Source organism: Nitrospira sp. T9 (assembly GCF_052156535.1).
GTDB lineage: Bacteria > Nitrospirota > Nitrospiria > Nitrospirales > UBA8639 > Nitrospira_E.
Genome location: NZ_JBQKUP010000034.1, coordinates 128,260 through 146,872, shown reverse-complemented (window position 1 = coordinate 146,872; position 18,613 = coordinate 128,260). Strand labels below are relative to the sequence as shown.

21 protein-coding genes and 1 pseudogene are annotated in these 18,613 nt (G+C 50.1%); 14 read left to right on the top strand and 8 right to left on the bottom strand.

Annotated elements, in window-relative coordinates; all coding sequences use genetic code 11:
- Window positions 1-6: 6 nt before the first annotated feature.
- The 4 genes from dnaN (at window position 7) to ACTRXD_RS09255 (ending at window position 7,083) form a co-directional block, all read left to right on the top strand.
- Window positions 7-1,131, top strand: coding sequence for a DNA polymerase III subunit beta (gene dnaN / locus ACTRXD_RS09270; RefSeq protein WP_442431532.1), 1,125 nt, complete (start codon window positions 7-9; stop codon window positions 1,129-1,131).
- A 56-nt stretch (window positions 1,132-1,187) separates the two neighbouring features.
- Entirely contained in the window at window positions 1,188-3,692 is a 2,505-nt protein-coding gene (gene gyrB, locus ACTRXD_RS09265; protein WP_442431531.1) for a DNA topoisomerase (ATP-hydrolyzing) subunit B, read from the top strand.
- Between the two features lie 101 nt (window positions 3,693-3,793).
- Window positions 3,794-6,295, top strand: coding sequence for a DNA gyrase subunit A (gene gyrA / locus ACTRXD_RS09260; protein ID WP_442431530.1), 2,502 nt, complete (start codon window positions 3,794-3,796; stop codon window positions 6,293-6,295).
- Between the two features lie 176 nt (window positions 6,296-6,471).
- Window positions 6,472-7,083, top strand: coding sequence for a hypothetical protein (locus tag ACTRXD_RS09255; protein ID WP_442431529.1), 612 nt, complete (start codon window positions 6,472-6,474; stop codon window positions 7,081-7,083).
- On the opposite strand, the gene ACTRXD_RS09250 is transcribed toward ACTRXD_RS09255, so the two are convergent.
- Window positions 7,007-7,543, bottom strand: coding sequence for a DUF721 domain-containing protein (locus ACTRXD_RS09250; protein WP_442431528.1), 537 nt, complete (start codon window positions 7,541-7,543; stop codon window positions 7,007-7,009). The two genes, ACTRXD_RS09255 and ACTRXD_RS09250, sit on opposite strands and share 77 nt — an antisense overlap.
- Window positions 7,544-7,867: 324 nt before the next feature.
- Between ACTRXD_RS09250 and smpB the strand changes: the two genes are divergently transcribed.
- The 7 genes and pseudogenes from smpB to ACTRXD_RS09215 all read left to right on the top strand — a co-directional run.
- On the top strand, window positions 7,868-8,347 hold the full coding sequence (gene smpB / locus ACTRXD_RS09245; protein ID WP_442431527.1) for an SsrA-binding protein SmpB: 480 nt from the start codon (window positions 7,868-7,870) through the stop codon (window positions 8,345-8,347).
- A 199-nt stretch (window positions 8,348-8,546) separates the two neighbouring features.
- On the top strand, window positions 8,547-8,810 hold the full coding sequence (locus tag ACTRXD_RS09240) for an antitoxin (RefSeq protein WP_442431526.1): 264 nt from the start codon (window positions 8,547-8,549) through the stop codon (window positions 8,808-8,810).
- Window positions 8,810-9,118: a type II toxin-antitoxin system RelE/ParE family toxin gene (locus ACTRXD_RS09235; protein WP_442431525.1), complete on the top strand. Its 309-nt coding sequence runs from the start codon at window positions 8,810-8,812 to the stop codon at window positions 9,116-9,118. Before ACTRXD_RS09240 ends, ACTRXD_RS09235 begins: the two co-directional genes overlap by 1 nt.
- 191 nt (window positions 9,119-9,309) lie before the next feature.
- Window positions 9,310-9,603, top strand: a complete 294-nt coding sequence (locus ACTRXD_RS09230) for an SsrA-binding protein (RefSeq protein WP_442431730.1) — start codon at window positions 9,310-9,312, stop codon at window positions 9,601-9,603.
- Between the two features lie 373 nt (window positions 9,604-9,976).
- Window positions 9,977-10,834 carry an IS110 family transposase gene (locus tag ACTRXD_RS09225; RefSeq protein ID WP_442431524.1) on the top strand — a complete coding sequence of 286 codons (858 nt, stop codon included), beginning with the start codon at window positions 9,977-9,979 and terminating at the stop codon, window positions 10,832-10,834.
- Window positions 10,835-10,962: 128 nt separating this feature from the next.
- Window positions 10,963-11,205 (top strand): hypothetical protein, encoded by a 243-nt coding sequence (locus tag ACTRXD_RS09220; protein ID WP_442431523.1) that lies wholly within the window; start codon window positions 10,963-10,965, stop codon window positions 11,203-11,205.
- A gap of 12 nt (window positions 11,206-11,217) precedes the next feature.
- Window positions 11,218-11,406 (top strand): annotated as a pseudogene (locus ACTRXD_RS09215) (SsrA-binding protein); the annotation flags it as partial.
- A 22-nt stretch (window positions 11,407-11,428) separates the two neighbouring features.
- Here ACTRXD_RS09215 and ACTRXD_RS09210 read toward each other — a convergent pair.
- The 7 genes from ACTRXD_RS09210 to ACTRXD_RS09180 form a co-directional block, all read right to left on the bottom strand.
- Entirely contained in the window at window positions 11,429-11,824 is a 396-nt protein-coding gene (locus ACTRXD_RS09210; RefSeq protein WP_442431522.1) for a DUF4145 domain-containing protein, read from the bottom strand.
- A gap of 233 nt (window positions 11,825-12,057) precedes the next feature.
- On the bottom strand, window positions 12,058-12,258 hold the full coding sequence (locus tag ACTRXD_RS09205) for a hypothetical protein (RefSeq protein WP_442431521.1): 201 nt from the start codon (window positions 12,256-12,258) through the stop codon (window positions 12,058-12,060).
- An 83-nt stretch (window positions 12,259-12,341) separates the two neighbouring features.
- Window positions 12,342-13,055 carry a hypothetical protein gene (locus ACTRXD_RS09200; RefSeq protein WP_442431520.1) on the bottom strand — a complete coding sequence of 238 codons (714 nt, stop codon included), beginning with the start codon at window positions 13,053-13,055 and terminating at the stop codon, window positions 12,342-12,344.
- 17 nt (window positions 13,056-13,072) lie between these two features.
- Window positions 13,073-13,408 carry a HigA family addiction module antitoxin gene (locus ACTRXD_RS09195; RefSeq protein WP_442431519.1) on the bottom strand — a complete coding sequence of 112 codons (336 nt, stop codon included), beginning with the start codon at window positions 13,406-13,408 and terminating at the stop codon, window positions 13,073-13,075.
- Window positions 13,389-13,598 (bottom strand): helix-turn-helix domain-containing transcriptional regulator, encoded by a 210-nt coding sequence (locus tag ACTRXD_RS09190; protein ID WP_442431518.1) that lies wholly within the window; start codon window positions 13,596-13,598, stop codon window positions 13,389-13,391. The genes ACTRXD_RS09195 and ACTRXD_RS09190 overlap by 20 nt, the downstream gene beginning before the upstream one ends.
- Before the next feature lie 132 nt (window positions 13,599-13,730).
- Window positions 13,731-14,036: a HigA family addiction module antitoxin gene (locus ACTRXD_RS09185; RefSeq protein WP_442431517.1), complete on the bottom strand. Its 306-nt coding sequence runs from the start codon at window positions 14,034-14,036 to the stop codon at window positions 13,731-13,733.
- A 277-nt stretch (window positions 14,037-14,313) separates the two neighbouring features.
- A complete protein-coding gene (locus ACTRXD_RS09180; RefSeq protein ID WP_442431516.1) occupies window positions 14,314-14,880 on the bottom strand; it encodes a hypothetical protein in 567 nt (188 codons plus the stop codon).
- Window positions 14,881-15,343: 463 nt separating this feature from the next.
- Here ACTRXD_RS09180 and ACTRXD_RS09175 point away from each other — a divergent pair, with 463 nt between their 5' ends.
- From ACTRXD_RS09175 to ACTRXD_RS09165, 3 genes are all read left to right on the top strand, one after another.
- Window positions 15,344-16,159 carry a hypothetical protein gene (locus ACTRXD_RS09175; protein WP_442431515.1) on the top strand — a complete coding sequence of 272 codons (816 nt, stop codon included), beginning with the start codon at window positions 15,344-15,346 and terminating at the stop codon, window positions 16,157-16,159.
- 89 nt (window positions 16,160-16,248) lie between these two features.
- Entirely contained in the window at window positions 16,249-16,860 is a 612-nt protein-coding gene (yihA, locus tag ACTRXD_RS09170; RefSeq protein ID WP_442431514.1) for a ribosome biogenesis GTP-binding protein YihA/YsxC, read from the top strand.
- Window positions 16,861-17,278: 418 nt separating this feature from the next.
- Window positions 17,279-18,481 carry a pyridoxal phosphate-dependent aminotransferase gene (locus ACTRXD_RS09165; protein ID WP_442431513.1) on the top strand — a complete coding sequence of 401 codons (1,203 nt, stop codon included), beginning with the start codon at window positions 17,279-17,281 and terminating at the stop codon, window positions 18,479-18,481.
- Window positions 18,482-18,613: the final 132 nt, after the last annotated feature.

Below are 18,613 nucleotides of genomic sequence, written 5' to 3'. Positions count from 1 at the left end.
ATACCTATGAAAATTCAAATAACCAGGGAGGATTTGTTAACCGCACTCCAACGCGTGCAGGGAGTGGTGGAGAAGCGGAATACCATGCCTATCCTGGCGAATATTCTGTTGGAGGCCAAGCCGGAAGGGCTGGACATTGTGGCCACTGATTTAGAAATTGGCATGAGAGGTCTCTATAAAGCCACGGTCCATGAGCCCGGGTCGGTCACATTTTCCGCTCGAACGCTTTTTGATATTTTGAAAGAAATCCGACATTCCGACATTGAATTGGTCGTAGGGGAAAATAATTGGGTGACCGTGAAGGCTGGAAAAAGCCAATTTCGTGTAGTGGGCTTACCCAGTAAGGATTACCCTGCCCTTCCAACTATTGAACGGGAAGGGTTGATGGCCCTCCCCGCACAGGGATTGTTGCAGCTTCTGAAAAAGACCGTCTTTGCCGTTGGGGAAAAAGATACGCGATATGTGTTAAACGGTCTTCTTCTCACCCTGATTCCTTCGGGAGCCACAGTGACGCTTCGTTTGGTGGGAACCGACGGACATCGATTAGCCTGGGCTGAGCAGGAAGTGACTCCCGAGAAAGCAGCTATCCCCTCAGCAGAAATTAAGGTCATTATTCCCAAAAAAGCCGCCATAGAAATCCGGCGACTCTTGGAAGAAGACGACGAACAACCGTTCCTTGGCTTTACGAAAAATATGTTGATCTTTCGGAAAAGCGGGTTGGTGTTAACCTCTCGGATTATGGAAGGGACGTATCCCAACTACCAGCAGGTGGTACCGAAAGAAAGCCCCAAAAAAGTTACGGTCAACAAGTCCGATTTGGAGGGTGCCCTTCGAAGAGTGGCAATCCTTTCGAAAGATAAAGCCCATGCCGTGAAATTGTCCATCAATCCCGATCACATTCATCTTTCTTCAAAAAGCCCGGATTTAGGGGAAGCGGATGAAGACATCCCGGCTAAATTTGTGGGAGAAAGTTTCTCTACAGGATTCAACGCCAGGTATTTCCTTGATGTATTATCCGTCATTGAAACGGAAACGCTGACCCTTCAAATGGAAACACCCTTAAGCCCGTGTTTGATTCAAGAGCAGGGCAATCCCACGTTCAAAGCCGTGGTTATGCCCGTGAAGGTTTGACGGATTTGACCCAACAGACATTCCTTCTTCCACACGCAGTTAAAGCCTAAAATTGTATGGAATCCGCAAAAAATCCTAGCCAAGAATCTGCCCCCTCTGCAGACCGCCAACATTCGGATGCTCGGTACGATGCCGATCAGATCCGCGTCCTGGAAGGACTGGAAGCGGTTCAAAAACGACCGGCCATGTATATCGGCAGCACGGGGGTCGATGGTCTGCACCATATGGTGTATGAGGTTGTTGATAATAGTGTGGATGAACACATGGCCGGCTATGGAAATGAAATACAGGTCGTGCTCCAATTGGATGGCAGTGTCATGGTTTCGGATAATGGAAGAGGGATTCCCACCGGCATGCATTCCACCCAGAAAAAATCGGCCGCTGAAGTCGCATTGACCGTCCTCCATGCAGGCGGAAAATTTGAAGAGGGTGCCTATAAAGTCTCGGGCGGGTTACATGGCGTAGGGATATCAGTCGTGAATGCCCTCTCGGAATGGTTGGAGTTGGAAATTTGGCAAAATGGGGAAGTCTTCGAACAACAGTATCAACGCGGGAAGCCGGAGACCCCATTAACAGTTGCAGGGATCACCAAAAAACGTGGAACGAAAATCATTTTTAAGCCGGATCCCCTCATATTTGAAACCGTCGAATTCAGTTTTGATGTCCTGGCTCAACGACTTCGGGAGTTGGCCTTTCTCAATAAAGGCTTGGAGATTTGTTTACGGGATGACCGGACGGGGAAAGAAAAAGAACAGGTGTTTTGTTACATAGGAGGGATTGTCTCCTTCGTGGAACATTTAAATGAAGCCAAATCCCCCATTCATCCTCCCATTGTCGTGGAAGTGGAAAAACCCGAGATGATTCTCCAGTTGGCCCTTCAATATAACGAAGGGTATTCAGAGAATTTGTATTCCTTTGCCAATAATATTAATACCCGTGAGGGCGGCACGCATCTCATCGGATTTAAGTCGGCCTTGACGCGTACCATCAATAGTTACGCCACGGCCAATGATTTATTTAAAAAAGATTCGGAATCGCTAAGTGGAGAAGATGTTCGAGAAGGGTTAACCGCCGTAGTGAGCGTGAAAATCCGCAATCCGCAATTTGAGGGACAGACAAAAGCCAAATTAGGCAACAGTGAGGTCAAGGGCATTGTGGAGTCGGCCGTCAATGAAGCCTTGGGATCGTACTTGGAAGAAAATCCCTCGGTGGCCAAAAAAATCGTCGGGAAGTCTGTGGATGCTGCACGGGCCAGGGAAGCCGCAAGAAAAGCCAAAGAACTGATTCGAAGGAAGGGCGCGTTGGATGGCGGGTCACTTCCAGGAAAATTGGCTGACTGCTCCGAAAAGGATCCCCAATTCAGTGAACTCTATCTTGTGGAGGGTGATTCGGCCGGTGGATCGGCGAAGCAGGGTCGCGATCGACGTTCACAAGCGATCCTACCTCTCAAGGGCAAGATCCTGAATGTCGAGAAGGCTCGATTCGATAAAATGCTCGCCAGTGAGGAAATTCGAACGCTCATCATGGCCATCGGAACCGGAATCGGTCGGCCACGAGAGGACGCAGAAAAAGGCAAGGAAGATAAAGATGCCTTTGATATCAATCGAGCTCGTTACCACAAAATCATTATCATGACCGATGCGGATGTCGATGGCAGCCATATCCGGACTCTTCTCCTGACCTTCTTTTTCAGGCAGATGCCTGAACTGATCGAGCGGGGCTATATCTACATTGCCCAGCCTCCCTTGTTTAAGGTCAAAAAAGGGAAAGGCGAAAAGTATCTCAAAGATGAAGCGGCGATGAATACCTACCTGTCTAATCTCGCGGTGGAGGATACCCAACTCTTTCTTCCGGAACAAAACGAATTTGTGACCAGAGATGAACTCATTCCGATATTAGATAAGCTGGTGGCATTTGAAGGGCTCTTAATCCGTCAGGGGCAAAAGCAAATAGAGCCGGCGCTGCTCCGCGTGTTGGTGGATTTTCCGGAATTAACTAAGGATTTGTTAAAAAACCGTGGCGACCTGGAAGTATTGATCGAGGAGGCCACACGCCGGCTTCGCCTCGCATTTCCCGAAGGAACCGTGGAACTGACAATTCAGACCGATGAAGAGCATCAGGCCCACCATATCCTGTGTCGGGTGGCAGGGAATGGCAGTCAGAAATTTTTGAATCTGACTCATGACATGGTGGGATCTGCAGATTTCAGGGAATTACAAAAGATCGCTCCTTCGGCCTTGGGATTGGGGCGACCACCCTACCGATTAAAACGCAAAGAGATCGAAACGGAATTTTTCACCAGTCAGGATCTCGTGACAGAGTTTTTAGAAACCGGGAAAAAGGGCATGTCCATTCAGCGCTACAAGGGATTGGGCGAGATGAATCCGACACAATTGTGGGACACCACAATGAATCCAGAGACCCGGAGTCTCCTTCAGGTGACATTGGAAGATACCACGGGAGTGGATGAAATCTTTACCATTTTGATGGGTGATGAAGTCGAGCCCCGCCGGAATTTCATTCAAAAGCATGCCCTGGAAGTTCGAAATTTGGATGTCTAGCAGGTCCTGCGTTTGGCTGTGCGATGCTGAATGTTGAGCCAGAGGAAATCAAGTCAAAGTGCAGACCATGAAGGGTGATGATCCCTTTCGAGGAGTGACGTATGCCGGTTGAACCACGTCTGACGCAAGTCGCCATTGAAGATGAAATGCGTTTGTCCTATTTGGACTACGCCATGAGCGTCATTGTCGGGCGGGCGTTGCCGGACGTGCGAGACGGGCTCAAACCGGTTCATCGTCGCATCCTGTATGGCATGAATGAAATGGGTCTGGCTGCCGGGAAGCCCTATAGGAAATCCGCAAAAATTGTCGGCGAAATCATGGGTAACTATCACCCGCATGGTGATTCAGCCATTTACGACACGTTGGTTCGTATGGCCCAGGATTTCAATATGCGGTATCCCCTCGTAGATGGCCAGGGAAACTATGGCTCGGTTGACGGCGATCCGCCCGCAGCCATGCGCTACACCGAAGCCCGCTTAACCAAGCTGGCCGAGGAAATGCTGGTCGATATCGACCGGGAGACCGTCAACTTTACCCCGACATACGATGAGTCGTCTCAAGAGCCCATCGTGTTGCCGGCTCGTATTCCGAATTTGTTAGTGAATGGAGCAGGAGGCATTGCCGTCGGGTATGCCACCAATATTCCCACGCATAATTTAGGCGAGGTCGTCGCCGCGTTGATTGCCCTTATTGAACGGCCCGAGGTGACCATTCGCGAACTCATGGAATGCATTCCGGGGCCCGATTTTCCCACCGCCGGATTTATCTATGGCACGCAAGGGATCAAAGACGCCTATGAAACGGGACGAGGTCTCCTGTCTCTTCGGGCGAAAGCTGAAATCGAGGTGGATGAACGTACCGAGCGGTCCCGTATCATCGTGACGGAGCTGCCGTACCAGGTCAACAAGGCCAAGCTGATAGAAAAGATCGCCGAGCTCATCCACGAAAAACGGGTGGAAGGGATTTCCGATCTTCGCGACGAATCCGACCGCGATGGACTTCGCGTGGTGATCGAACTCAAGAGAAACGAAAACGCGGCGGTGTTACTGAATCAACTCTATAAACACACCCAGATGCAAACGACCTTCGGGGTCATCATGTTGGCCCTGGTGGGGAACCGTCCTGAGGTGCTGACCCTCAAACAGATTCTGGCCGCGTTCCTTGAGCACCGTAAAGAAGTGGTGATTCGCCGGACGGCGTACGACCTTCGCAAAGCCGAAGAACGCGCCCATATCTTAGAAGGCTTGAGACGAGCCCTGGAGTTCCTGGATGAGGTCATTGCTCTCATCCGTGGAGCGTCTTCTCCGGAAACCGCTCGCCAGGGCCTGATGAGCCAGTTTACCTTAAGCGAGGTGCAGGCCACGGCCATCCTGGAAATGCGGTTGCAACGCTTGACCCAACTGGAACAGGACAAGCTCACACAGGAATATAACGAACTGGTCTCCCGCATTGCCCATTTGCGCACCATATTAGCGTCCGATGCGATGGTGCGACAAATCGTGAAACAGGAATTAGTCGAAATCAAAGAACAATATTCCGATGAGCGACGAACACAGATTCTTCCTGCCGAAGCCGAGTTACAAATGGAAGATTTGATCGCGGAGGAAGAAGTCGTCGTGACCATTACGCATGCGGGCTATATTAAGCGGAATGCCGTTTCCATCTATCGGGCCCAACGCCGGGGTGGAAAAGGGAAAGTCGGCATGGGGGTCAAGGAAGAGGACTTCGTCGAACAAATCTTTACCGCCTCAACCCATGATTATCTGCTGTTCTTTACCGATGCCGGTCGCGTGTACTGGCTCAAGGTCTATCAATTGCCCGATGTCGGGCGGTCCAGCAAAGGGAAAGCCATTGTGAATTTGTTGACCATCAGCCAGGGCGAGCGGGTCACCGCGACCCTGCCGGTCCGGGTGTTTGCCGAAGACCAGTATGTCGTGATGGCGACGCAAAAAGGCTATATCAAAAAAACCGATCTGGCTGCATTCAGCCATCCCCGGCAGGGCGGGATTATTGCGTTGACCCTGGAGGAAGGCGACCGGCTCATCGGCGTGGATATCACGGATGGCACGAGAGAAATTCTCCTGGGCACCCGAATGGGCATTGTCATTCGCTTTCGTGAGGAAGATGTCCGTCCGGTGGGACGAACGGCCCGTGGAGTCAGGGGCATCACGTTGGCGGCGAGTAATGAGGTTATTGGGATGGTCACGATTACCAGTCAAACGCAATCCTCCATTCTGACCGTCACCGAACGCGGGTATGGTAAACGGACCCAGGTGGAGGAGTATCGGCTCCAATCACGGGCGGGCAAAGGCGTCATCAGCGTCAAAGTCACGGAGAAAAACGGGCCGGCCATTTCGTTCCATCAAGTCTGGGAATCCGATGAAATCATGCTCATGTCCGCAGAGGGCATGATCCTTCGCACCCGCATGGGAGATATCAGAGAAATCGGACGCAATGCCCAAGGGGTACGGCTGATCCACTTGCCCGATGACGATCGGGTGGTGGGCGTCGCCAAACTCGCCGAGACAGATGAAGGCGATCTACCCGAACCGGATGAACTCAATGGCGAGATGCCAGATGAACCGGCCTCCTCAACGGAATAAGTTCACGCGACCCTCTCAGAGCAGCAAGCCGAAGACGCCGGTGTGTTCCGAGATGACCAGAAAAAATGAACGGTCATCTCACCTGCGTGTTCTTTTTCAATTTCTCCCCCGCTTGCATCTTCCCCGGCTCACAAGAGGAAGCAGAAGGAAGCGATTGTCTGAGGGAAGGTTTTAGGTTGGATTCCCCTCACAAACCCTCCGACCAACCAGCAAGGCGCAAAAAGTTCGATCCCATCGTCCTAATGGGATTAGGCATTTTGATCGGAGGGATTTTTGTCATCTCCCTCGGCATGTTCCTCTCCCGTCCGGACCGGTCCATCCCGCCCTATAGTATTGGAGCTCAGGAGGGGTCGCTGGTGGCCGTCCACGTGCCTCCCTATACCAGTGATCCGGAAATACAAACCCTGGTTAGGCGGTTTGGCGATGTCGGCAGGGCCACACGTGATTTCGCGGACATGAAAATCCGTCCCACCACTCCCGACGATCCTCGCGGACGATACCAAACGTTACAAATCATCATTTTTTCAGATCCATTCTGGACCGAGCCGGATAACCTTCACCGGTATGTCGCCAATGAGGTCGATGACGATTCGGAAAAAACCTTTCGGAAAAACTTTGAAGCTGCTGTGCGAGCCGGGTATCGTGCCGATGCGGCCGGTCAGGCGGGATGGATCGGCCCCTGGAACCGGAGCGGGTCAAAAGATCGAACGCTTACGATGCAGTGGGTGTTCGAGGAGACCTGGGAGGAGGCAAGTCCTCCTGCTCAGACATCTTCCCCGGCTCCCTAGTCGAGGGCGATGATTCAGCAAGGGCTTTAGTGATAGTCTGAGAGAGGATGGTTTGGAGGTCAGGATTACTCAGGCGTTTGGCTAAGCCGGTGGCAAAGGGCGACGGTTCACCGACAAAATCAGGAGGGTCCTGGGGTAGTGGATCCGGTTGAGGCGGGGGTTGAGGAATGGAGCCGATGCGTAAGACGACCTCGGTTAAGCCCAGTTCCGGCATCATTGAATGAATGGCTTCCAAAATGGCCGGTCTTAGAAACATGAGCTGCTGAAGCCAAATTGAGTTATCCGCCACCAGATGCAATTTTTTAAAGCGGATACTTTCCGGGTATGAATGTTTCGCCATCGTCGCACCCACAAGATGTTCCCACTCCTGTTGGAGTTGAACCTCAGACAGTTTGAGGCCGAGCGGATTACCTTTGGAAAAATCTTGAATAAGACTCTGGATCGACTCAAAGGAACTCATTGTGCGGGTATTCTATCGTACTGTCCGGCTTGATTCATCCGTCTTGGACTTTTCTTTTTGATTTGGTCATCTCGATTCCAGGGAAAGATCCTTTTTCCGGCATCTTGTAGGGGTTGTAGGGGTGATGAATAATTAATAATCTGTTATTTCAGGTGACTTTGATAGGTAGCCAATAGAAGAAAGAGGGGCTGTTCAAAAAGGTCGTCCAGCAAGGCCGCAAGCCGCGAGGAGGGCGAGGCGTACCGGGTAGGTACGTTGAGCCCTTCGAAGCAATGAGAACGCCGCTGGCGACATTTTTCAACAGTCCACTAAGGAAATTCAGGCATGGCCAAACAAAAAACAGACCCCTCCAATAAAGTCCTCAGCACTAACCGCAAGGCCTTCTATGACTACATGATAGAAGAGAAGGTCGAAGCCGGTATCGTCCTGGTCGGGACCGAAGTCAAAGCCTTACGGGAAGGCCGTCTGAATTTGAAAGAGAGTTACGCCGCCATCATCAATGGCAAAGCCATTCTGCATAATTGCCATATCGGCACCTACAGCCACGGCAATCAAATGAATCACGAACCGTTACGCGCAAGGACCTTGCTGTTGCATAAGAAAGAGATCGAGCGGTTGGCCGAAAAAGTCAAACAGAAAGGACTCACCCTCGTCCCTCTTCGTCTGTATTTTAATGATAGAGGGCGGGTCAAGCTTGAACTCGCCCTTGGGCGTGGGAAGAAAAACTACGACCGGCGGGACACTATCAAGAAGCGGGAAGCTGGCCGCGAAATCGACCGCGCCATGAAAGAGTCGCGCTCCTAAAGAGTCCGGAAGGGTTTGCCTGGTGAGCCATATTTTTAAAATGGGTCCCTTCAAAATCTCGTTTTCAAAACGCCAATCTTTCTGCCTGCGTATCACGCCGCTACTTCTTCACAGTTGAAACTTAACAAATGTTCATTTTGATCATTTGTGCTTTTTGTGATACTCTAAATACATTAATTTTCTGACAGGAGAAGACGCAATGAGCCGTTTATCTATTGAACTGACTCCCGAACAACATCAACGTCTCAAGGCCATGGCCGCCTTACAAGGCAAAACCATCAAGGAATATATATTAGAGCGGTCCTTGCCCGATCTACCCAACAGAGGATCCATGACCGAGGAAGAAGCCTTGCACCAACTCGAACAGTTACTTCAATCCCGAATCGAAGCCGCAGAACGGGGAGAAATTTCCACACGGACACCTGCCCAAATTTTTGAAAGTGTTCGCCGCGAATTGAGTTGATGCACATCTATGAGTTAACCAAGCATGCCGATGCTGACCTTGAAGGTATAGCCCGCTACACGATTAATGAATGGGGGGAAGACCAAGCCAGTCTGTATATCGAAAAACTCCATCAGTGTTTTCAAAATCTTGCCAGCAATAAAGTCAGATCCAAAATCTTTTCACAGCGATTCCCTCATGTGTTTATAACTAGTTGTGAACATCATTACGTCTTTTCTCTGCATCATGAAAATGAAAAAACTATGATCCTTGCGGTGCTACACAAACGAATGGATTTGTTGACGCATCTCAAGAAACGTCTGCACTGATCCTCCTTTACCTGGCAGATCTTCCTCTACGAAAAAGACAGAGAAACAGAAAGCGGCAATCAAGCAATGGGAAAATGGTCCCTCCCTGTCTGCAAAACTCACTCAGTGATGTGAAGATGAGGGAAAGCTGGGGATCTCTCACCCGACTGGCTATTTAAAAAACTTCAACCGGCCGTTTTGACGGCAAAGCCATTCTGCATAACTGCCATATCGGCACCTACAGCCACGGCAATCAAATGAATCACGAGCCGTTACGCGCAAGAACCTTGCTGCTGCACAAGAGGGAGATCGAGCGGTTAGGGGAAAAAGTCCAACAGAAAGGACTCACTCTGGTCCCTCTTCGTCTGTATTTTAATGATAGAGGGCGGGTCAAGTTTGAACTCGCCCTTGGGCGTGGGAAGAAAAACTACGACCGGCGGGAGACCATCAAAAAGCGGGAAGCCGGCCGCGAAATCGATCGGGCGATGAAAGAGTCCCATTCCTAGAATCTTCCACAGTAGATGCCGGGTTTCGGCCCGCCAAGCGAGGCCCTTTTGTTCCGGCAAAAGGACCCAAAACCATTGACGCCCAGTCCGACCTCATTGGATGGGACAGACGCGGGAAACAGGAGGGCGGTCCAACTCGCTCCGCTTGTCTGGTCTTTTCTTGTCATTCTTGAGAAGCTCCGAGGGGTTGGGGGTGGAGGGACATCGCTGCGCATCTGCCAGTTACTGGACAGACGGTTTGAGACTTCTCCCATCCACATTTTTAACGTCGATGAAGAATCTTGCGGCAGGACTCCTGACCGCCGATTTGAACGCAAGCTTACGTTGGTGTGGCCCACCCCATTGGTGAACCTTATTTTTGGAGGCGACGCGTATGCAACCCGTTTTGAATGTCGGAGTCGATGTGGCCAAAGACACCGTAGTCGTAGCTTGTGCCGAGCAACACTTTCCAGTTCACGAGATCCGCAATCAGCGCACCGCCTTACGCACGTGGCTCAAGTCTTTGCCCGCCGGCAGTCGCCTGGGGCTCGAATCCACCAATACCTATCATGAGGTCCTCGCGGATCTGGCGCATGCCCACGGTCACACCGTCTTTCTCTTGAATCCGATGGAAACCCGGCATGATGCCAAAGCCATGGGCGCGCGGGCGAAAACGGATCGAGTCGATGCGACGTTGTTGGCTCGCTTGGTCGCCCAAGAACACCAGTGCCTGCGGCCTTACACCCCGCCGACGGCTACCCAACGCCAACTCGACCGGTTCATTCGGCGGCGGGCCAAGCTCGTCCGGATCAAGGGCATGTTCAAGCTCACGATGAACAACCTCAGCGGGTTTGCCTCTGACGTCAAGGCCGTGCTCCGAAAGGTGGATGCCTTGCTGGCCAAGCTCGATGCCACTATGGCCACGCTGGCGGCCCGGGCACCCGGGCATCGAGCCGCTCAACCGCGGATCGAAACGATCGTGGGCGTCGGCCCGTTGGTCGGGCTGAGCCTCACCAATACGTTAGAGCGGGTGCCGTTCCGCAATGCCGATGCCTTCGTCGCCTTCATCGGCTTCGACCCGCGGGCCAAGGACTCGGGGCAGAAAAGCGGGCGCCGCCGCTTATCCAAACGCGGCCCAGCCGAGGTACGCCGGTTGCTCTTTAATGCGGCCATGGCCGCGGTCCGAACCAAAGTCTGGAAACCCATCTACGACGCCTATCGCAGCCAAGGCTGGAGTGGCACGGCGACGTGAGTCATTATCGCGCGCAAAATCGCCCGAGCCGCGTGGTCCATTCATCGCTATCAGACGACGTTTAACCCGGACCGGCTCACAAAAGGCTTGACCTAAACCATAGAATCTCAAACAAGGCCCGCCAGTTGATGGGAGCGTTCGCCTCTAGGACCGGACGGCAGTCGTCATTCAAAGGGGAAAACGGATGGTTTGAGGGGATTAAGGAGCCCCCTATCGCATTTCAGGATGTGCTAGGGATGTTGTGGGCGATCACCGGTTCAACAGCACCGAACAAAAGTGTCTCACCCACAAACAAGATTTCGGAAATTATTTGGAAAGACCATATTCAACAGTCTCGCACAAGAAAAGAGATCAAGCGACTGACCGAATAAGTCCAACAGAAAGGACTCACCCTCGTTGCACTTCGTCTGTATTCTAATGACGGAGGGCGGGTCAAGTTGGAAATCGCCCTTGGGCGGGGGAAGAAAAACCACGACCGGCGGGACACCATCAAAAAGCGGGAAGCCGGCCGCGCAATCCGCCGCGCAATTAAAGAGGCACGTTCCGAGGGAGGGGGACACAGAAAAGTTTGACAATTTACTTATGACAAATATTTTACTGTCTTTTTTGGTCGCGGTGTTCTATCGCTTCTATCGCTCCTGCCGGTAACGAACCGTACAGCTCATTCAGAGTATTGCGCTCAGATATCATTTTGTCGGCGATTAGATTCACAAGTTTGAAAAGCTGTGTTGCAGTTTCTTGGTCGTCTTGTAATTCAATTTGACCCGGATGTACTGCATTATTTCCGATTACCCTAACAATATCCAAGGCCCTCTGAATACGAATATCCAAACCATCGGAAACCAAACTGGCAATATCCTTATTTAAGTTTTTACCATCCTTACCAAGGTGGATACACAAATTTTGTATGCACAAACGTAATAATGCCGCCGTCCCGCGTGGCGAAAGATGTAAAATCGACCGAGCTTCTTCGTAGGTCGCTTTTATCATGTCTGGTAAGTCTTCGTTAGGCTCTGGCCCGGTTCTTTTTGGGGGAAATAGCAACCGATCGTGTACCCACACAGAAATTTCCTTGCACGTATAACAGCAACTGAGATGCAGGTTACACACTTGAAATGGATTGTATTGGTGTTCGGCTTTCTGGAAAAAGACTTTTCCCGTCTGACACTTTTCAATAAATTTCAGAACGGAATTTTTGATTTCAGGAGGCCGATCCGAGTTTATTATCCAATCCCTATCGGCTGTTCCTCCGACGTTTGGAGTTGAATCTTTATTATCTTTTTTTTCCCAAAAAGTGAATACCAAAATTGATGCGTATAAGCTCCACAATGAGGGCAAGAAAAGGCAGTTTTTTCTATCGAAGGTAAAGGATCTTTTGTTTTGTTGGGGGAAACTTCCATGGGAGCCTGTTCTTCGTCTGACATCGCTCTGTTCTCCAATTTGAGAATCGAGTAAATAGAACTTATATTCTTAATGGGAACTTTTTTCTTGATGAAAAGTATGAAAATTAAGAGCTTTCCAAATTTTCAAAATGCTGGATAATTTCCCGTCGGACTTGCTCACAGCTAAAATGTTTTGCCATGTATGCCAAGCTGTGAATAACCATTTCATCAAGTTCCGCAATCCATATTAAGTAATCTGCTTTCCTTTTTTCGCTAGCAATTCCTTCAATCTTGAATGAATGCTCTTTTGGATGGCCTCCGTAAATTTCCATAATATGAGAGTATTGGCTATGAACGTAACCAGAAATAATTTTATAGGGTCTATCCAAGCGGGCTTTGGCCTGATCAAAAGTTGTATGTCCGTTCTCAGCTTTTACCCGGGCACTGGCATTGCGGATTTTTTTTGATGGAACAGCCTCAGTGCCTTCTTCTAATAGGTCATCTATAGTCGATTCCCGAAAATTTTGAAGGAATTTTTCTACCGTTTGAGATACTTCAGGGTAGGTTTCGAGAAGGAAATAAATCTCATTAACACAGTCAAGAATACAGCGTACTAGGGTATATAAATCAATAATCAGCCCGTTTTCTTGAAGGAGCCTTATTGATTTGAGACTTTGGGTAGCCCTGACAGCCTTCAGGTAAGCGACTACTTCAACAGAGACAGTTGAATATTCAAATACCTGTTTTTCTGAAATGAATTTAGGAGTACCAGCAAGAGGAACAACGCATTGGATTTCAATCGTTTTGAGCCAATGATGGATTTTTAATAGATTATCCATTTCTATTGTGCGGGCACCTAGGGCAAAATCTTGATTTTCCCGGCCTTCTTTCGCATCTCTTTGGCGTCATGCCATGCCTGCATCCGTAACAACATATCCATGTTGAGGTGAAAGGCTTTTTTCAGTCCTAAAGCCACCTCCGGCGGGAGCGCCGCTTTTTCATGCATCAAATCGGACAGGGTGGCACGCCGCACACCCAAGACCTCGGCGGCTTTCGTCACACTAAGTCCGAGTTCATCAAGCACTTCGGTCTTGATAAACGCCCCCGGATGGGATGGCTTCATCCCGATTTTTATGGCTAATTGTCTTATGACTGCTGCTTCCCGGTTGTTATCAACTTGCAGGCATTTCAAGCTTCTCCGCGATCAAGCGGTATCCCATGGCTTGCATAATCGCGTTGATATTCTCAAACCCAGGATTACCGTCTTCCGACAAAACTTTTTGAACACCATTACGGGTCATCCCGGTTTCTTCCGCTAACTTTGAAATCCCTTTTAAGCGGGCAACCATCCGCAAGGGAGAGTAAGGCCGAAGTTGCCCCATCTTTTGCGTATTCTTCAAAACACACTTTCAGATAGCTTACAATCTCATCAGGATGTTCCCGATAATATTCCTCTTCCACTTGATCAAAGGTTCGTAATTTTCGTTTAGTAATGGTCTTTTTAAAAACCATTTTTATACAGGCACATAAGGGGCAATCTTGATTTTTGAGGCCTGCTTTCGCATCTCGGTGGCGTCAAACCATGCCTGCATCCTGAGCAGCATATCCATATCGAGATGAAAAGCCTTTTCTATTCGTAAAGCCATTTCCGGCGAAAGCGCGGCTTTTTCATTTACCAAATCGAACAGGCTGGCGCGCCGCACACCCAAGACTCCGGCGGCTTTCGTCACACTAAGTCCGAGTTCATCTAGCACTTCGGTTTTGATTAACGCCCCTGGATGGGAGGGCTTCATTCCGATTTTTATTTTGTTTTTCTTCATAACGTGCGCTTCTTCAATTTCTATCGACCAGAAGCCACTTCAATCTTTTCCGTGATTAAGCGATAGCCCATCGCCTGCATAATCGTTTTAATGTTCTTAAAATGCGGAGTGCCGTCTTCTAGCATAGATTTTTTGAAAATGATTCCGAGTCAGCCCCTGTTCCTTCTGGAAACATTGAAAATCTCTTTTTTCAGGCAATCATCCAAATGTAACAAAGTAAGGTCCCCATCTTACTTCAACAGACTAGCATTTCTTTTGGTGATTCTTTAGCTAACCTTCATACTTTCTCTATCATGGATTGTACAATATCTTCCTTTCGATACCCTTCACTAAAGCTGTAACCCGTAAAGATCTCCCAGAGAAAATGACAAAGGGATTTCACGTCGTCATATCCTGGCTCTAAATGCTTTATTCTAAAAATAGCATGGGAAAGCCTCTTTAGAAATCCGAAAACCTTTTCGTCGTGGACATCGATATTATTTAGGACGTAAAGAAGCTCTTCTCTCAGTATCTCTAGCTCATTAAGGATATCCCTGAGTGGGTATGCCCCACGGTCTAGAGCATTTGCTACGTTATGCCATCGTGTTTGGTCTGTGGATGTGTAGATACTGAAATAGCGTCGGAATTCCTCCTGATCGAGCAGCATTTCCTGTGGTTCGTAATCCTGTGAATCACTGTAAACTAGAAATGTCGAAATACAGGACAACTTAAAGGCATTATAATGTAGTTGTAAGTTGCCAAGAATTCTGACCTTTCTTTGCCATGCAGGCAGCCAAACAACGATAAAATAGAAGATGGCACTCACAACAAAACCAATGGATAGTGCATGAAACACGTTTCTCATGCGTGGCTCTGGGGCCGTAATGACTACGATTAATATTGCGATCGTAGCCACAACAATAAGAATAGCGGTTACTCTACCTTTGGGCACAAAAATGCTCGTGTGGTTTCACGGTAAATAACTTTAAATAGGTCGCCGAAATGAGGTGAATTATGTCGCCCATGGAATCAAATGTCCTACTTCCGTAAATGTTTAGCACTGAGTACCCATAAGATCAATATAGAAATATTGTTTCTTTTGTGGGGCTGAGTTCAGTTGCGCGGGACAGTTTACTGACATCCAAGTCCGGGACTTCTTTGATTGATCTCTGATACCACCTGAACTTAGCTTTTCATTGCCAACCATGTAGCGAACTTCTACACTCACTGTTATGTCCATCCCCCCTGAACAGTTCCCTTCAGCAGATCCGGCGGGGCCGGTTTTTCGGCCTGGAGCGTTCAAGGGCCGTGAGGGATTAGTCCGCAATATGTTGCGGCGGTTGGAACGGGGAGAATCCTTAAGCCTTGTTGGTGGGCCAAAATTAGGAAAAACCTCGATGCTGCTTCACCTTGCCTGGCAACTGAATCATGCGGGGCCATCTCCCAGGTCCACCGGGCCGTCAGCGTTGTATGTGGATGTTGCCGACGAGGTTGATTGGAAACGATTCTATTCCCGCCCGCCAAATCCTGACACCATCCTTCTCCTTGATAATTGTGACTGGCTGGTTGAAGAGAAGGCTCGTTCGCTTTCAGACATCGATCTTTTGCCTGGAGGTTCCACGGTCTTTGCCGGAGGACGGGCATGGCGGGAGGTGGTGAGAGGAGGCGATTTGCCACACACATTGAAGTTGATCCCCTTGGGCGTATTTTTGGAAAAAGAGGCGCAGCAGTTATTCAATCCGGATCTTTCTACTGAACAACATTCCACTATCCTCACCTATGCAGGGACTCATCCCTATATCTTCAAGCTGTTGCAGGCTGCATTCCTGCGTGAAGGGCTCCATGTTCCGACGGAACCGATTGTCAGCGAGGTAAAAAAATCCCTCTCCTCTTTTTTCCAGGATTGTCTCGATCAACTGTGGGAACCTCTCGAACATCAAGTGCTGACCTATGTGATGGAAGCCGACAAACCCGTGAACCCAAGAGAGGTGGCGCGGGCTGTTGGACTGCCGACGATCAAGCCTGTTGCGGATACGCTGTGTGCGTTGGGGATGGTCAGCCGTTGGATTCGGGATGAAGAAGCCACGCTTTCAGCAGGCAGCCGGTTGTTTAACGAATGGTATAGGGAAATCCTGGCCTCCTAAGATATGATGGCCAACATGGCCGCTTGATGAGCCATGCAGGATGGGCGTGAACTTCTCTGTTAGTCTGTACATAACAAGAGGAACTCTTCGTGGGAGCGTTTAAAATATTTTCTGCTGAATTTAAGGCGAGTTGTGGGACGGTTGAGCAATTTCTGAAACCGACGCTTCCGGAAGTGGCCATCGTCGGCCGTTCCAATGTCGGGAAATCGTCGGCCATTAATTGTTTGGTGAATCACAAAGGGTTAGCCAAGGTCGGCAAGACACCGGGGAAAACACAAACTATTAACTTTTTTGAGATTGCCACGAACGGTCCCAGGTTTATGTTGGTTGATTTGCCCGGATACGGATTTGCCAAGGTGCCTGAACGGATTCGAGAGCTCTGGGGTCCCCTGATTGAAGAATATTTACGGACACGGAAGAACTTACAGGGTGTAGTGGTGCTGGTGGATTCCCGTCGGGTGCAGGAATCGGATCGGGCGATGGTCGAGTGGCTCATGCGGCTGAAAATTCCAGTGATGGTGGTGGCCACCAAGGCTGATAAGATTACGAGGGGTCACCGCCAGGCTGCGCTACGTGAATTGCGGGAGGGTTTGGGCATGGAGGAGGACCCGCTTTTCCTATCGGCCTACACCGGGGAAGGCAGGCTAATGCTGCTTGACCAGTTTCGGGAGGTGCTTACTCTGGACGCTCCCCTTCCCTAAAATGGAGTGTTGAAAAAGGCCGCCAGCGGCGTTCTCGCCGCTTGGCCGTGCTCACGTACTCTCCGTACGCTCCGCTCGTCCAAACGGCTGCGGCCTTCCCTTCGGCAGGACTCAGGGCAGGTCTGGAAATGCCTTTTTGAGCACTCCCTTATTTTTCCGCGTTCGGGGTTCTGTCACTCATCAAGTGATGAAAAGGCAAAACACGGGAAATATTCAATAGCCTCCGAATCACATTCTTTTTTATCCACCACATATGTCCTCATGGCTGGTTTCATTGGGAAGTTGAAGAACTTCCATGAGATCCCCTATCCTGACGGGTCCCTCAGTTAGTCACATGTTGTCTGTTCATGCACGGCCGGCAAATGGAATAGCCGGCTCTCTCTGTGTATTTATTCATTTCTCAATATGAAGGAAAGCCATGCCACTGTTTGGTGATACGAATACACCCATGACCTTCAATCCTCCCTCCCGACTTGATCGGATCGGGCCATCGCAAATTCGCGAAAATATGCGTATTGCCATGGAGCATGAGGCGATTAATCTGGCTCAAGGCCGTCCAGACTTTCCCACCGCACCTGTGGTGAAGCAAGCCGCAATCGATGCCATTACCAATGATCACAATCAATATTCGGTGACCTGGGGATTGGCGGAGTTACGGGAAGCCATTGCCAGACATGTGCACGAACGCCACGGTCTCACCTTTGACCCCGAGACAGAGATCACTATTACCTGTGGTGTGACGGAGGCGATTGTGGCGGCCATGCTGGCCTTGGTCGAGAGTGGCGATGAGGTCATCATCATCGAACCCGCCCATGAAAACTATGTTCCGGCTGTGTATTTTGCCAACGGGGCGCCACGGTTTGTTACGCTTCGTCCGCCTGATTACGCGGTACCTCTAGATGAACTGCGATCTGCCATCAACCCTCGCACCAGGGCCATTATTCTGAATACTCCCCATAATCCCTCCGGCCATGTATTCACGCGGGATGAACTGAACGCCATCCTGGCTCTGGCCGATCAGCAGGGGATCTATGTGGTGACGGATGAAATCTATGATCATTTGTACTACGAACCTTTTCGGCATATTGCCCCGGCGATCCTGGCGCCCGACTGGAAAGGTCTGGTTGTTACCGGAGGCCTGTCAAAAATCTACGCGGCAACGGGATGGCGTCTTGGCTATGTCCTGGCTTCAAAGGATGTGACGATGGCGATTCGAACGGTACATGATTACCTCACGATCTGTGCTCCCACGCCCTTCCAATATGCGGCGGTCACGGCTTTGGGCTTACCCGAGACCTACTACACCGACCTACGAGCGAGATTCCTTCGGCGTCGGGAGCTCACCATGCAGATGCTGACCGACAGTGGGTTTGAGCCCTATGTTCCTCAAGGGGCCTATTACCTGTTAGCCGGTTATGGACCTTGGGAACATCAGGGTGATTCCCAAACCTTTGCCACCCGTTTGATCACCGAGGCAAAAGTGGCGGTAGTTCCAGGCAGCGCGTTTTATTACCAGGCGACAGATCTGGGACAACACCTCGTCCGTTTTGCCTTTGCTAAAACGAGCCAGGTGCTCAAGCAAGCCGGAGAGAACCTCGCACAGGCGTTTCACAAGCGTTGAGGGAGAAGCCATGTGCGCGGGTCTCTGACTTCAAATAATGACCCTCGTCTGTTCCACGCCAAACAGCTCGTTAAGGGAAGGGAATGGTGTATGGCATCATCAGCATCCTTAGGAGCCTGTCGGACTTCGGAT

Bases quoted from the DNA above. Each gene is read 5' to 3' on its own strand.
- dnaN (WP_442431532.1), top strand. From the start codon at position 7: ATGAAAATTCAAATAACCAGGGAGGATTTGTTAACCGCACTCCAACGC.
- gyrB (WP_442431531.1), top strand. From the start codon at position 1,188: ATGGAATCCGCAAAAAATCCTAGCCAAGAATCTGCCCCCTCTGCAGAC.
- gyrA (WP_442431530.1), top strand. From the start codon at position 3,794: ATGCCGGTTGAACCACGTCTGACGCAAGTCGCCATTGAAGATGAAATG.
- ACTRXD_RS09250 (WP_442431528.1), bottom strand. From the start codon at position 7,543: ATGAGTTCCTTTGAGTCGATCCAGAGTCTTATTCAAGATTTTTCCAAA.
- smpB (WP_442431527.1), top strand. From the start codon at position 7,868: ATGGCCAAACAAAAAACAGACCCCTCCAATAAAGTCCTCAGCACTAAC.
- ACTRXD_RS09240 (WP_442431526.1), top strand. From the start codon at position 8,547: ATGAGCCGTTTATCTATTGAACTGACTCCCGAACAACATCAACGTCTC.
- ACTRXD_RS09235 (WP_442431525.1), top strand. From the start codon at position 8,810: ATGCACATCTATGAGTTAACCAAGCATGCCGATGCTGACCTTGAAGGT.
- ACTRXD_RS09225 (WP_442431524.1), top strand. From the start codon at position 9,977: ATGCAACCCGTTTTGAATGTCGGAGTCGATGTGGCCAAAGACACCGTA.
- ACTRXD_RS09220 (WP_442431523.1), top strand. From the start codon at position 10,963: ATGGGAGCGTTCGCCTCTAGGACCGGACGGCAGTCGTCATTCAAAGGG.
- ACTRXD_RS09210 (WP_442431522.1), bottom strand. From the start codon at position 11,824: ATGATAAAAGCGACCTACGAAGAAGCTCGGTCGATTTTACATCTTTCG.
- ACTRXD_RS09205 (WP_442431521.1), bottom strand. From the start codon at position 12,258: ATGTCAGACGAAGAACAGGCTCCCATGGAAGTTTCCCCCAACAAAACA.
- ACTRXD_RS09200 (WP_442431520.1), bottom strand. From the start codon at position 13,055: ATGGATAATCTATTAAAAATCCATCATTGGCTCAAAACGATTGAAATC.
- ACTRXD_RS09190 (WP_442431518.1), bottom strand. From the start codon at position 13,598: ATGGGGCAACTTCGGCCTTACTCTCCCTTGCGGATGGTTGCCCGCTTA.
- ACTRXD_RS09185 (WP_442431517.1), bottom strand. From the start codon at position 14,036: ATGAAGAAAAACAAAATAAAAATCGGAATGAAGCCCTCCCATCCAGGG.
- ACTRXD_RS09180 (WP_442431516.1), bottom strand. From the start codon at position 14,880: ATGAGAAACGTGTTTCATGCACTATCCATTGGTTTTGTTGTGAGTGCC.
- ACTRXD_RS09175 (WP_442431515.1), top strand. From the start codon at position 15,344: ATGTTGCGGCGGTTGGAACGGGGAGAATCCTTAAGCCTTGTTGGTGGG.
- ACTRXD_RS09165 (WP_442431513.1), top strand. From the start codon at position 17,279: ATGCCACTGTTTGGTGATACGAATACACCCATGACCTTCAATCCTCCC.